The sequence below is a fragment of the Streptomyces colwelliae genome (assembly GCF_048158785.1).
Classification (GTDB): domain Bacteria; phylum Actinomycetota; class Actinomycetes; order Streptomycetales; family Streptomycetaceae; genus Streptomyces.
The window spans coordinates 23,817-37,119 of record NZ_JBLTJC010000070.1 but is presented as its reverse complement, the minus strand read 5'-3'; the positions used below and the strand labels follow the sequence as shown (position 1 = coordinate 37,119).

The following is a 13,303-nucleotide window of genomic DNA, read 5'->3' as shown; positions in this document are numbered from 1 at the left end:
GTGTTAAGCACGCCGCCAGCGTTCGTCCTGAGCCAGGATCAAACTCTCCGTGAATGTTTACTCGGCCAGTAAATTAATACAGCCGGTGCACATACACGAGAGCGGAACAGTCAGGCGGAATAAGCCCGACCGTTCACAGCGTCCTCGCTGTATGTTTTCTTCAAAGGAACCTCGCCCCAACCATCAGATGACAGTCGGAGACGGGGTATCAACATATCTGGCGTTGATTTTTGGCACGCTGTTGAGTTCTCAAGGAACGGACGCTTCCTTTGTACTCACCCTCTCGGGCTTTCCTCCGGGCTTTTCCCTTCGGTCTTGCGTTTCCGACTCTATCAGACCGTTTCCGGTTCCGATTTCCTCGGTGCTTTCCAGGTTTCCGCTTCCGCGTTTCCCTTTCCGGCGGTTCCGACTTTATCAGAAGTTCTGAGTCGGATTTTCCGGCCCTTCGGGAGTGGCTCCCGTACACGCGAAGTGTCCGGGTTCCCCCTCAGGCGGAGCCGTAAACGTACTGGAGCGGGCCACCTCGATGCAAATCGAGGTGGCCCGCTCCAGGTTCACGCGTACGAGGGTCGTACGACTGTCAGACCTCCACGACGACCGGGAGGATCATCGGCCTGCGCCGATAGTTGTCGGAGACCCACTTGCCGAGCGTGCGGCGGATCAGTTGCTGCAGCTGGTGGGGTTCCACCACGCCGTCCTGGGCCGAGCGCTCCAGGACCTCCGCGATCCTGGGGACCACGTCCACGAAGGCGGAGTCGTCGATGCCGGAGCCGCGGGCCTGGATGTGCGGGCCGCCCGTGATCTTGCCGGTGGACGAGTCCACGACGACGAAGACCGAGATGATGCCCTCGTCCCCCAGAATCCTGCGGTCCTTCAGCGCGGGCTCGCCGACATCGCCGACCGAGAGGCCGTCGACGTAGACGTAACCCGCCTGGACCTTGCCGGAGATCTTGGCCTTGCCCTCGATGAGGTCGACGACCACGCCGTCCTCGGCGATGACGATGCGGTCGTGCGGGACGCCGGTCATGGCGCCCAGTTCGGCGTTGGCCCGTAGGTGGCGCCATTCGCCGTGGACCGGCATCAGGTTCTTCGGCTTGCAGATGTTGTAGAAGTACAGCAGCTCGCCGGCCGAGGCGTGTCCGGAGACGTGGACCTTGGCGTTGCCCTTGTGGACGACGTTGGCGCCCCAGCGGGTGAGGCCGTTGATCACGCGGTAGACGGCGTTCTCGTTGCCCGGGATGAGCGAGGACGCCAGGATCACCGTGTCGCCGGCGACGATGCGGATCTGGTGGTCGCGGTTGGCCATGCGAGACAGGGCGGCCATCGGTTCGCCCTGGGAGCCCGTGCAGACCAGGACCACCTCGCTGTCCGGAAGGTCGTCGAGCGTCTTGACGTCGACGACCAGGCCCGGCGGGACCTTGAGATAACCGAGGTCCCGTGCGATGCCCATGTTGCGGACCATCGAGCGGCCGACGAAGGCGACCCGGCGGCCGTACTCGTGCGCCGTGTCCAGGATCTGCTGGATGCGGTGGATGTGGCTGGCGAAGCTCGCCACGATGATCCGCTTGCGGGCGCTGCCGAAGACCTGACGCAGGACGTTCGAGATGTCGCGCTCGGGCGGGACGAAGCCCGGGACCTCGGCGTTCGTCGAGTCGGCGAGGAGCAGGTCGATGCCCTCCTCGCTCAGCCGTGCGAACGCGTGTAGATCTGTCAGACGACCGTCCAGCGGGAGCTGGTCCATCTTGAAGTCGCCGGTGTGGACGACCATGCCCGCGGGGGTGCGGATGGCGACCGCGAGCGCGTCCGGGATCGAGTGGTTGACCGCGACGAACTCGCAGTCGAAGGGGCCGATCCGCTCGCGGTGCCCCTCGGCGACCTCGAGGGTGTACGGCCGGATGCGGTGCTCCTGGAGCTTGGCCTCGATGAAGGCGAGGGTCAGCTTGGAGCCGATCAGCGGGATGTCCGGCTTTTCGCGAAGCAGGTACGGGACGCCGCCGATGTGGTCCTCGTGGCCGTGCGTGAGGACGATGCCGTCGATGTCGTCGAGGCGATCCCTGATGGACGTGAAGTCCGGCAGGATCAGGTCGATTCCGGGCTGCTCCTCCTCGGGGAAGAGCACGCCGCAGTCGACGATGAGCAGACGGCCGCCGTATTCGAAGACCGTCATGTTTCGGCCGATTTCCCCGAGGCCGCCGAGTGGGGTGACCCTCAGGCCGCCTTCGGGGAGCTTGGGCGGCGGAGCGAGTTCAGGATGCGGATGACTCAAAAGACTCTCCTACCCATGCGCGCCACGTACCTATGGGCACGTGGCGCGCATGACGTTCGTGCAAATGCAGTTGTCGGATGTGGGGTGCAGGCGCCGAAGCCCTGCGTATTGAGTTGTGAAGTCCGTTGTCAGAGCTGTACCCCGCCGGCGGCAAGATCGATCTTGAGCTGGGCGATCTCCTCGGGCGAGCACTCGACCATCGGTGAGCGCAGCGGTCCTGCGGGCAGTCCCTGGAGGGTGAGCGCGGCCTTGGTGGTCATGACGCCCTGGGTGCGGAACATGCCGGTGTAGACGGGGAGCAGCTTCTGGTGGATCTCGGTGGCCTTCTGGACGTCACCGGAGACGTACGCCTCCACCAGGGTGCGCAGCTCGGGTGTGACCACATGGCCGACGACCGAGACGAAGCCGACCGCGCCCACGGAGAGCAGCGGCAGGTTCAGCATGTCGTCGCCGGAGTACCAGGCCAGGCCGGTCCGGGCGATGGCCCAGCTGGCGCGGCCGAGGTCGCCCTTGGCGTCCTTGTTGGCGACGATCCGCGGGTGCTCGGCGAGTCGGACCAGCGTTTCGGTGCCGATCGGGACGCCGCTGCGGCCGGGGATGTCGTAGAGCATGACCGGCAGTTCGGCGGCGTCGGCGACGGCCGTGAAGTGCCGGTAGAGGCCCTCCTGGGGGGGCTTGTTGTAGTACGGCGTGACGACGAGCAGGCCGTGTGCGCCGGTGCGTTCGGCCGTGCGGGCGAGTTCGACGCTGTGGTGGGTGTCGTTGGTGCCGACGCCGGCGATGACGTGGGCGCGGTCGCCGACCGCTTCCAGTACGGCTCGTACGAGATCCGTTTTCTCCGCGTCGCTGGTGGTCGGGGACTCACCGGTGGTGCCGTTGATGATCAGGCCGTCGTTGCCTGCGTCCACCAGGTGGGTAGCGAGCCGCTGAGCGCCGTCGAGGTCGAGTGCGCCGTCCGCCGTGAAGGGCGTGACCATGGCGGTGAGGACCCGCCCGAAGGGGGTCTGCGGAGTGGAGGTCGGAGCCATGGGTAACACGCTACTCGCTGCTCAATGCGGGGTCTGCCCTAGGGGCAGGCGACAAGTCGTGACAAATATGGAGCCCGGCACTGCCTGCTCGGGGGTTCAAGCAGTGCCGGGTCCGTTTGATCAGGCTAGATGAACTTCTCCAAATGCCGCAATACGGACACTTCGCGCGGCCCACCCGTACATGTGTGCCCGAACGGCAAACAGAGGTGCGCTACGGGGCGACACGACCGTTGGCGTTGAAGGCGGAGTAGGTCAGCGGCATGAGCTTGGCCCACTGCTCCTCCATCTTCTCGCCGACCATCTCGATCTCCCGCTGCGGGAAGGACGGGACCTTCGCCAGCTCGTGCTGCGTGCGCAGTCCGAGGAAGTGCATCAGCGAGCGTGCGTTGCACGTGGCGTACATCGAGGAGAAGAGGCCTACGGGGAGCACCGCGCGGGCGACCTCGCGGGCGACGCCGGCGGCGAGCATCTCCTGGTACGCCTCGTACGACTGGCGGTACGAGTCCTCCATGGCGCGGCCGACCAGCTCCTGCTGGGTCTGGGTGCCCTCCACGAAGACGTACTTGCCCGGGCGGCCCTCCTGGACCAGCTTGCGGGACTCGCCGGGGACGTAGAAGACCGGCTGGAGCTCCCGGTACCTTCCCGATTCCTCGTTGTACGACCAGCCCACCCGGTGTCGCATGAACTCGCGGAAGACCAGGATCGGGGCGCTGATGAAGAACGTCATCGAGTTGTGCTCGAAGGGGCTGCCGTGCCGGTCCCGCATCAGGTAGTTGATCAGGCCCTTGGAGCGCTCGGGGTCCTTGCCCATCTCCTCCAGGGACTGCTCGCCGATCGTCGAGACGCGGGCGGCGAAGAGCACGTCCGCGTCGGACGCGGTGTGCTTGACCAACTCGACGGTCACATCACTGCGGAAACTGGGCTTGAGGTCGTCGGCGGGGGTGTCGGTCACGGCTCGGAGGGTCCTTCCATCACGTCTCTCGGGCGGCGCCCACTCTACGGCCCGGCACTGACATCGGGGCGTTCGGTGCCGTGCCGCGACATTCATTGGCGAACTTCTGCGAATTCGGTGAAACAGGGCACCAATTGGGGCGTTCGCTCGTCTGTCTTGGTGAGAGCCACCCGTTCGATCCCGATTCGACCCCAGACCCCAGAGGGGAGAAGCACCACCGATGTTCCGTGGACGCGAACCCGTCCCGTTCGCCTTCATCGCCGAGACCGACCGCTTCCGCAGCAATGTCACGCCGCCGCCCCGCGAGCATGCGTCCGCCGGTCAGATAGCCGGGCGTTGGCTCCTGGGTCTCACCATCGTCGCCGGAATCGTGGGCTCCCTGGTCCTCGGGATGCCGGCGCTGTCCCAGAACAACCTCTCGACACAGAACCAGCAGTCCCAGGCCGCCGACAATCGCTGACCTGGCGCGCAGCCGTACAGCTGACCATGACTCATCCGGACCCCCAACGGTGGTGAGCGGGAACATGGCCGGATAGCCTCACCGGGCACAGCCCACGCATGGATTCAGTGAGGACACCAGCCGTGCCCCTGCCCTTCCTTACGGCCGACCGCGCATACGAGGCCGCGGACGAGCTCGCGCTGCCGTTCGACGACCGCGACCGCTGGCGGCGCCCCTACCGGCCCGGCCCGTGGCGGGTGGCGGTGGCGGCGCTCGTGCTGCTGCTCGCGTCGTACGTGCTGTTCGCCGCGGTCATCATCGCGTTGACCGGCTCGCGGTCCGAGGCAGGAGTGATCCTCGGCATCGCGGTGGTCGTCATCCTCTGTGCCCTGCGGCTGCTGCGGATGGGCGTGTGGGTCAGCGCGCGCGGGCTGCGCCGGGTGCGGTTCCTCCTCACCCTCACGGTGCGGTGGGACCGGGTCGTCGCCGTGCGGACCGTGCAGCAGCCGGTGCGCTGGCTCGGACTGCCTCGCACGGTGCAGGGACAGGCTCTGGTCCTCGTACGCAAGGACCGTGCTCCGGAGGACGTGACCGCGCTGCTGACCACGCACGACATCGACTTCGTGGCGCGTGCCTCCTCCTTCGACCGGGCCGCGGACTCGGTCGAGGTGTGGTCCGACGAGTACCGGCGGAGCTGACCGCCCGACAGCAGACGTAAGGCACACAGCCGTATGCCGAAGGGGCCGGTCCGCAGTGAGTGCGGGTCGGCCCCTTCGGCGTGTGGCTGCGTCGCGTTCTACGGGTCAGGCCTGGACGGGTCTGCCGTCGTGCAGGGCGATCGCGCGCTGCATCGCCTTGCGGGCGCGCGGGGTGTCGCGGGCGTCGTGGTAGGCGACGGCGAGGCGGAACCAGCTGCGCCAGTCGTCGGGTGCGTCTTCCGTCTCGGCCTTGCGCTTGGCGAAGACCTCGTCGGCGGAGTCCCGGTCGATACGGCCGCCCGCGGTGCGCCTCAACTCGTCGACGGGCAGGCCGCCTTCGGCGTCGAGTTCGGCGGCGAGCTTGTTGGCGTTGCGGACGAACTGGGTGTTCTTCCAGAGGAACCAGATGCCGATCACCGGCAGGATCAGGACCGCGATCCCGAAGGTGACCGTGATGAGCGTGCCGGACTGTATGAGCATGACGCCGCGGCTGCCGACCAGGACGAAGTAGAAGACCAGGACGGCGGCCGTGACGGCGTAGGTGAGTTTGGCGCGCATGTCGTGAGCCTCAGCCCAGGTCCAGGAAGTGTTCCAGGCCGAAGGTGAGGCCCGGGGTCGTCACCACGCGGCGGGCGCCGAGCAGGATGCCCGGCATGAAGCTGCTGTGGTGGAGCGAATCGTGGCGGACGGTCAGCGTCTCGCCCTCGCCGCCGAGCAGGACCTCCTGGTGGGCCAGCAGGCCGCGCAGCCGGACGGCGTGCACGGGGATGCCGTCGACGTTCGCGCCGCGCGCGCCGTCCAGGGCCGTGGTCGTGGCGTCCGGCGCCGGGGCCGAGCCGGCCTTCGCGCGGGCCTCCGCGATGAGCTGGGCGGTGCGCGTGGCGGTGCCGCTGGGGGCATCCACCTTGTTCGGGTGGTGCAGTTCGATGACCTCGACCGACTCGAAGTAGGGCGCGGCGATCTGCGCGAACTTCATGGTGAGCACGGCGCCGATGGAGAAGTTGGGCGCGATGAGCACGCCCGTCTGCGGCGACTTCGCCAGCCAGGCGTTCAGCTGCGCGAGGCGTTCGTCGGTCCAGCCTGTCGTGCCGACGACCGCGTGGATGCCGTGGCCCACGCAGTAGTCGAGGTTGTCCATCACCGAGGCGGGGGTGGTCAGTTCGACGGCGACCTGGGCGCCGGACTCCGTGAGCGTCTCCAGTGAGTCGCCCCGGCCCAGGGCGGCCACCAGTTCCATGTCCTCGGCGGCCTCGACGGCTCGTACCGCCTCGGCGCCGATCCGGCCCTTGGCACCGAGGACCGCCACGCGCAGCTTGCTCATCGTTCTTGCTTCCTTACCGGATACGGGTTCCGAAACCGGATACGGGTTCCGAAGGCGGGTGTTAGGCGACGGCCTCGTGCAGTCGGGCCGCCTGCTTGTCCTTGAGCGGGCCGATGACCGACAGCGAGGGCCGCTGTCCCAGGATCTCGCGGGCGACCTCGCGGACCTCGTCCGGGGTGACCGACGCGATCCGGGCCAGCATGTCGTCGACGGACATCTGCTCGCCCCAGCACAGCTCGCTCTTGCCGATCCGGTTCATCAGCGCGCCCGTGTCCTCGAGACCGAGGACGGTGGAGCCCTGGAGCTGGCCGACGGCGCGGCCGATCTCGTCGTCGGACAGACCGTTCGCGGCGACCTGGTCGAGTTCGTCGCGGCAGATCTTCAGCACGTCGTGGACCTGCGAGGGCCGGCAGCCGGCGTAGACGCCGAAGAGGCCGCAGTCGGCGAAGCCGGACGTGTACGAGTACACGCTGTAGGCCAGGCCGCGCTTCTCCCGGACCTCCTGGAAGAGGCGGGACGACATGCCGCCGCCGAGGGCCGTGTTGAGGACCCCCAGCGCCCAGCGGCGCTCGTCGGTGCGGGCCAGGCCGGGCATGCCGAGGACGACGTGCGCCTGCTCGGTCTTGCGGCCGATCAGCTCGACCTTGCCGGTGGAGCGGAGGGTGCGGCGGCCGTCGCGCGGGGCGATGGGTGCCGCCTCGGGGGTGCGGAAGGCGCCCGCCTTGTCGAAGGCCGCGCGGACCTGTCGTACGACCTTGTCGTGGTCGATGTTGCCTGCGGCCGCGACCACGAGGTGGGTCGGGTCGTAGTGCTTCTTGTAGAAGCGGCGGATACGGTCCGCGGTGAGGGCGTTGACGGTGTCGACCGTGCCGAGGACCGGGCGGCCGAGGGGGTTGTCGCCGAACATCGTGCGCGCGAACAGGTCGTGCACGCAGTCGCCCGGGTCGTCCTCCGTCATGGCGATCTCTTCGAGGATGGCGCCGCGCTCGACGTTGACGTCCTCCTCACGGATCAGGGAGCCCGTCAGCATGTCGCAGACGACGTCGATGGCGAGCGGCAGGTCGGTGTCGAGCACGCGCGCGTAGTAGCACGTGTACTCCTTCGCCGTGAACGCGTTCATCTCGCCGCCGACCGCGTCGATCGCGGAGGAGATGTCCAGCGCGCTGCGCTTGTGCGTGCCCTTGAAGAGGAGGTGCTCCAGGTAGTGCGTGGCGCCGTTCAGGGACGGTGTCTCGTCGCGGGAGCCCACGTGTGCCCAGATGCCGAAGGTCGCGGAACGGACCGAGGGCAGCGTCTCGGTGACGATGCGCAGGCCGCCCGGGAGGGTGGTCTTGCGGACCGTGCCGATGCCGTTGGTGCCCTGGATGAGGGTTTGGGTACGGGCGACGGCCCGCGCCTCCGAGGAGGTGCGGGCCGTCGTCGTGGTGCTGGTCGACGTCACTTGTCGTCGTCGTCCTTCTTGTCGTCGCCGCTCTCTTCACCCTCGATGACGGGGATGAGGGAGAGCTTGCCGCGGGAGTCGATCTCGGCGATCTCGACCTGGACCTTCTGGCCCACGCCGACGACGTCCTCGACGTTCTCCACGCGCTTGCCGCCGGCGAGCTTGCGGATCTGCGAGATGTGCAGCAGACCGTCCTTGCCCGGGAGCAGCGACACGAACGCGCCGAAGGTGGTGGTCTTGACGACCGTACCCAGGTAGCGCTCGCCGACCTCCGGCATGGTCGGGTTGGCGATGCCGTTGATCACTGCGCGAGCGGCCTCGGCCTGCGAGCCCTGCGCGGCACCGATGTAGATGGTGCCGTCGTCCTCGATCGTGATGTCGGCGCCGGTGTCCTCCTGGATCTGGTTGATCATCTTGCCCTTCGGGCCGATGACCTCGCCGATCTTGTCCACGGGGATCTTGACGGTGATGATCCGCGGGGCGTTCGGTGACATCTCGTCCGGCGTGTCGATCGCTTCCATCATCACGTCGAGGATGTGGAGGCGGGCGTCACGGGCCTGCTTGAGAGCGGCGGCCAGGACGGAGGCGGGGATGCCGTCCAGCTTGGTGTCGAGCTGGAGGGCGGTGACGAACTCCTTGGTGCCGGCGACCTTGAAGTCCATGTCGCCGAAGGCGTCCTCCGCACCGAGGATGTCGGTGAGGGCGACGTAGTGCGTCTCGCCGTTGATCTCCTGGGAGATCAGGCCCATGGCGATACCGGCGACGGGGGCCTTCAGCGGTACACCGGCGTTCAGCAGCGACATGGTGGAGGCGCAGACCGAGCCCATGGACGTCGAGCCGTTCGAGCCGAGGGCCTCGGACACCTGACGGATCGCGTAGGGGAACTCCTCGCGCGTCGGGAGGACCGGGACCAGGGCGCGCTCGGCGAGCGCTCCGTGGCCGATCTCGCGGCGCTTCGGGGAGCCGACGCGGCCGGTCTCGCCGACCGAGTACGGCGGGAAGTTGTAGTTGTGCATGTAGCGCTTGCGGGTCACCGGGGAGAGGGTGTCCAGCTGCTGCTCCATGCGGAGCATGTTGAGGGTGGTGACGCCCAGGATCTGGGTCTCGCCGCGCTCGAACAGCGCGGAACCGTGCACGCGCGGGATGGCCTCGACCTCGGCGGCCAGGGTGCGGATGTCGGTGACACCGCGGCCGTCGATACGGACCTTGTCCTTGATGACGCGCTCACGGACCAGGGACTTGGTCAGCGAGCGGTACGCGGCGGAGATCTCCTTCTCGCGGCCCTCGAACTGCGGGAGCAGCTTCTCGGCGGCGATCTCCTTGACGCGGTCCAGCTCGGCCTCGCGGTCCTGCTTGCCGGCGATGGTGAGCGCCTGGGACAGCTCGCTCTTGACCGCGGCGGTCAGGGCCTCCAGGACGTCGTCCTGGTAGTCGAGGAAGACCGGGAACTCGCCGGTGGGCTTGGCGGCCTTGGCGGCGAGGTCGGCCTGGGCCTTGCAGAGCACCTTGATGAAGGGCTTCGCGGCGTCCAGACCCGAGGCGACGATCTCCTCGGTCGGCGCCTCGGCGCCGCCCGCGACCAGCGCGATGGTCTTCTCGGTGGCCTCGGCCTCGACCATCATGATCGCGACGTCGCCGTCCTCCAGGACACGACCGGCGACGACCATGTCGAAGACGGCGTCCTCGAGCTCGGTGTGCGTCGGGAACGCGACCCACTGGCCGTTGATCAGCGCGACGCGGACGCCGCCGATCGGGCCGGAGAAGGGCAGACCGGCCAGCTGCGTGGACGCGGAGGCGGCGTTGATCGCCACGACGTCGTACAGGTGGTCGGGGTTGAGGGCCATGATCGTGGCGACGACCTGGATCTCGTTGCGCAGGCCCTTCTTGAAGGACGGGCGCAGCGGGCGGTCGATCAGCCGGCAGGTGAGGATCGCGTCCTCGGAGGGGCGGCCCTCACGGCGGAAGAAGCTGCCGGGGATCTTGCCGGCGGCGTACATCCGCTCCTCGACGTCCACCGTGAGGGGGAAGAAGTCGAGATTTTCCTTGGGCTTCTTGGATGCGGTGGTGGCCGACAGCACCATGGTGTCGTCGTCCAGGTACGCCACGGCGGAGCCGGCGGCCTGCTTGGCCAGGCGGCCCGTCTCGAAGCGGATGGTGCGGGTGCCGAAAGTGCCGTTGTCAATGACGGCCTCGGCGTAGTGGGTCTCGTTCTCCACTAGCGTTTTCTCCGTTACTTGTCGTCTTTCGTCCCTCCCCGCCCGTGTGGCGGGGGGACGGTGGCGGAGAAGCGCTGTCTGGTGCGGGCCGGTCTTCGATCGAAGCACCCGGGGTTTCCTGCCCGGGGGCCACTACCGAGGACCGGCGGCTGCGAGGCGCGCTTCTCCTCTTCGTGGTCGTGCTCTGTCGCACGTGGTCGTGCTGGGTCGTACGTCCTGCGTTCACATCGTGCGTTGTGCTACCACACTACAAAGCGTGAGTGACACTCCGCACGTTTCCGCACGTACGAGCAATCCGCACATACGGCAAAGGGAGCGGCTCCCGATCGTTTCGGGAACCGCTCCCCTTCACGGCGTCTTACTTGGCGCCCGCAGCACCGCGGCGGATGCCCAGGCGGTCCACCAGCGCGCGGAAGCGCTGGATGTCCTTCTTGGCCAGGTACTGGAGCAGCCGGCGGCGCTGACCGACCAGGATCAGCAGACCACGACGGGAGTGGTGGTCGTGCTTGTGGGTCTTGAGGTGCTCGGTCAGGTCCGAGATACGGCGCGAGAGCATGGCGACCTGGACCTCGGGGGAGCCGGTGTCGCCCTCCTTCTGACCGAACTCACTGATGAGCTGCTTCTTCGTAGCGGCGTCGAGCGACACGCGTACTCCTCGTAGTCTGAGATGTGCCACCGAGTGCCCCTGGTCCACTTCTCAGGGGAGCTTCCGTAACTCGGGAGGCGGGATCCGTAGGGCGCTGCCTCCGGAGCGGTGAGCTCCGGGGGTGCGTACACAAACGGCCGCTACACAGCGTACCAGCCTGGGGGGATGCCTCGGTCCAGCTCCCTGAAGGGCCCTGACCGGGGCGGATACGGCCACTAGGGTGACTTCCGTCCATGGACGGAACGCTCCGTCCATGGACGGAAGTCGTGGAACACGTCCGTTCGTCCGGAAGGGGTCGCTTCGCCATGGCGGAGACGGAGCAGGAGATCAAGGCACGCAAGGAGCGGGAGCGGGACGAGCTGTACGCCCTCGACATCTCGGGTGTCGAGTGGCGCAGCGCGCCGGGCACGGAGGAGCACGAGGAGCGCGTCGAGATCGCCGACCTGCCCGACGGAGCGGTCGCCATGCGCTCGTCGCTCGACCCGGAGACCGTGCTGCGGTACACGGAGGCGGAGTGGACGGCCTTCGTGCTGGGCGCCCGGGACGGCGAGTTCGATCTGGAGCCGGCTCCGGAGGAACAGCAGTAGTCGTCGTAGGCATGGAAGAGGGGCGGCACGCGCACGCGTGCCGCCCCTCTTTGCGTCACCACATCGTGCCCTTCGTGGCGTCACTGCTTCGTGCCGTCACCGCATCGTGGCGCTGCTCCCGATGCCCAGGACCAGCCAGATCCACGCCTTGCCGCTGCTGGGGCCGTCCGCCGCGTGGGCCGCGAAGAACAGCCGGCCGTCCTGGACGAGGATGTCGTTCTCGTCGAGGGTCGTGAGGGTGTCGGCGTCCTGCGGCACCCCGAAGTAGAGGTACGAGGTCTCCTTGCCGGTCTTCGGGTCGAGGCTGACGAGTGCCGACGGCGAGATGTGGTCGTCGCTCATCCGCAGGGCGAGGAGCCGGCTGCCGCTCACGCGCAGCGGGTACAGCAGGGAGTCGGGCCCCGACTCGAACTTCTCGGTCGTCTTCCCGGTCGCCAGGTCGAAGCCGATGATCCAGTTCGAGTTGTGCGGGGCGCCCGCCTCCTTGCTCCGGACGAAGACCTGGCCGAGGCCGACGGCGATCGTCTGGCAGTCGTCGACCACCAGGTAGTCGACCTGGTCGGAGCAGTCGCCGACGTAGCTGCCGCTGGTCAGGCCGATCGTGGCGCGCACCTTGCCCCGGTCGTCCAGGGAGAGCAGCTCGGTGAAGCCCGTCTCCCCCGCCGAGACGGCCACGACGGGCGGATCGCTCGACGGCAGTTCGAGATCCCGCAGGCCCTTGGTCCCGGCGTACGTCCACTTCTCCTTGCCCGTGCCGGGATCGACCTTGCGCACCTTGTAGGTGATCGTCTGCCAGGAGGCGACGGTCGCGCTGTCGTCCCAGCACTCGAGGCGGACGAGCAGGGCGCGTCCGCCCGCCGCCCCCACGTCCTGGCACGAGCCGGACTCCGTCGTACGCCAGATCCGCTCGCCGGAGTCCATGTCGTACGCGTCCGTGCCGCCGCCCCAGGTGACGGTCACGGTGGCGTGGGTCAGGGTGACGCTCGGGGTGTCCTGGGTGGCGCCGTCCGTCGGGGTGCCCGGTTCGTCGCCGATCGTGGAGACGGGGAACTCGTGTTCCCAGATCTGCTTGCCGTCGTCGAGGTCGAAGAAGGCGACGTGGTTACAGAGGGACGCCTTGTCCTTGCCGTCCCTGAAGACCACGGCCGTACGGTTCTCGCCGGTCACATGGCGGGTGTAGCCGCAGATCGGGCCGGCCAGCCGGAGTTTCCAGACCTCGTCACCCGGTGTGGCGTCGGTGCCCGTCCTGAAGCCGACCAGTGTCTGGTTGATGCCCTTGGCGAGGATCCTGTCGGTGGCCCAGGTGCCCGGCATCTCGGTGTGTTCGCCGGCGCCCGCGTCGTCGATCGAGAAGCGGAACGCCATGTCGCCGGTGGTGGTGGCGGGCTTTTTCTCGACCGTGTCCCGGACGTCGAGGCGTCCTTGGCTCGCCGCGGGGGCGTTGTCGGTCGTCGTCTTCTTCTTGTCGTCACCCCTGGCCGCCAGCAGGCCGCCGGTGCCCACGGCCGCCACGAGGACGACCGCGAGCAGCCCGAGCAGCCTGTTCCGTCGGCGCTTCTTGTGCTGGTCGTTCTGGGTGAGGACGGAGTGCGTGTACGGGGAGGGGGGTGGGCCGAAGCTCACGCGGGCGAATCCTTTCGGCGCCTGTTCATCGGTCTACGGTCCACGTCGTCTTCATCGGTCCACGTCGTCTTCCGCATCGCTTCCGC

General features: G+C 67.9%; 12 protein-coding genes. 3 read left to right on the top strand and 9 right to left on the bottom strand.

Going from position 1 to position 13,303, the window contains the following annotated elements:
- Positions 1-580: 580 nt before the first annotated feature.
- The 3 genes from ACNFOC_RS17140 to thyX all read right to left on the bottom strand — a co-directional run bounded on the left by ACNFOC_RS17140 (position 581) and on the right by thyX (position 4,246).
- On the bottom strand, positions 581-2,266 hold the full coding sequence (locus ACNFOC_RS17140; protein ID WP_416959976.1) for a ribonuclease J: 1,686 nt from the start codon (positions 2,264-2,266) through the stop codon (positions 581-583).
- Positions 2,267-2,394: 128 nt separating this feature from the next.
- On the bottom strand, positions 2,395-3,294 hold the full coding sequence (gene dapA, locus ACNFOC_RS17135) for a 4-hydroxy-tetrahydrodipicolinate synthase (RefSeq protein ID WP_019064795.1): 900 nt from the start codon (positions 3,292-3,294) through the stop codon (positions 2,395-2,397).
- A gap of 211 nt (positions 3,295-3,505) precedes the next feature.
- Positions 3,506-4,246 (bottom strand): FAD-dependent thymidylate synthase, encoded by a 741-nt coding sequence (gene thyX, locus ACNFOC_RS17130; protein ID WP_416959975.1) that lies wholly within the window; start codon positions 4,244-4,246, stop codon positions 3,506-3,508.
- A gap of 220 nt (positions 4,247-4,466) precedes the next feature.
- Between thyX and ACNFOC_RS17125 the strand changes: the two genes are divergently transcribed.
- Both ACNFOC_RS17125 and ACNFOC_RS17120 read left to right on the top strand, forming a co-directional pair.
- A complete protein-coding gene (locus ACNFOC_RS17125) occupies positions 4,467-4,706 on the top strand; it encodes a hypothetical protein (RefSeq protein WP_416959974.1) in 240 nt (79 codons plus the stop codon).
- Between the two features lie 122 nt (positions 4,707-4,828).
- Positions 4,829-5,383 carry an SCO5741 family PH domain-containing membrane protein gene (locus ACNFOC_RS17120; protein WP_416959972.1) on the top strand — a complete coding sequence of 185 codons (555 nt, stop codon included), beginning with the start codon at positions 4,829-4,831 and terminating at the stop codon, positions 5,381-5,383.
- A 105-nt stretch (positions 5,384-5,488) separates the two neighbouring features.
- Here ACNFOC_RS17120 and ACNFOC_RS17115 read toward each other — a convergent pair whose 3' ends face one another.
- The 5 genes from ACNFOC_RS17115 to rpsO all read right to left on the bottom strand — a co-directional run bounded on the left by ACNFOC_RS17115 (position 5,489) and on the right by rpsO (position 11,007).
- Positions 5,489-5,941: a tetratricopeptide repeat protein gene (locus tag ACNFOC_RS17115; RefSeq protein ID WP_019064791.1), complete on the bottom strand. Its 453-nt coding sequence runs from the start codon at positions 5,939-5,941 to the stop codon at positions 5,489-5,491.
- A 10-nt stretch (positions 5,942-5,951) separates the two neighbouring features.
- Entirely contained in the window at positions 5,952-6,704 is a 753-nt protein-coding gene (gene dapB, locus ACNFOC_RS17110) for a 4-hydroxy-tetrahydrodipicolinate reductase (RefSeq protein ID WP_416959970.1), read from the bottom strand.
- Between the two features lie 61 nt (positions 6,705-6,765).
- Entirely contained in the window at positions 6,766-8,145 is a 1,380-nt protein-coding gene (locus ACNFOC_RS17105; RefSeq protein ID WP_416959968.1) for a M16 family metallopeptidase, read from the bottom strand.
- Positions 8,142-10,361: a polyribonucleotide nucleotidyltransferase gene (locus tag ACNFOC_RS17100; RefSeq protein ID WP_405950964.1), complete on the bottom strand. Its 2,220-nt coding sequence runs from the start codon at positions 10,359-10,361 to the stop codon at positions 8,142-8,144. Before ACNFOC_RS17100 ends, ACNFOC_RS17105 begins: the two co-directional genes overlap by 4 nt.
- 358 nt (positions 10,362-10,719) lie before the next feature.
- Positions 10,720-11,007, bottom strand: a complete 288-nt coding sequence (gene rpsO, locus ACNFOC_RS17095) for a 30S ribosomal protein S15 (protein WP_019064787.1) — start codon at positions 11,005-11,007, stop codon at positions 10,720-10,722.
- A 305-nt stretch (positions 11,008-11,312) separates the two neighbouring features.
- On the opposite strand from rpsO, the gene ACNFOC_RS17090 reads away from it, so the two are divergent.
- Complete coding sequence (locus ACNFOC_RS17090) at positions 11,313-11,594, top strand: DUF397 domain-containing protein (protein ID WP_019075417.1); 282 nt, start codon at positions 11,313-11,315, stop codon at positions 11,592-11,594.
- Positions 11,595-11,690: 96 nt separating this feature from the next.
- Here ACNFOC_RS17090 and ACNFOC_RS17085 read toward each other — a convergent pair whose 3' ends face one another.
- Positions 11,691-13,217: a BamB-related PQQ repeat family beta-propellar protein gene (locus ACNFOC_RS17085; RefSeq protein WP_416959966.1), complete on the bottom strand. Its 1,527-nt coding sequence runs from the start codon at positions 13,215-13,217 to the stop codon at positions 11,691-11,693.
- Between the last annotated feature and the right edge of the window lie 86 nt (positions 13,218-13,303).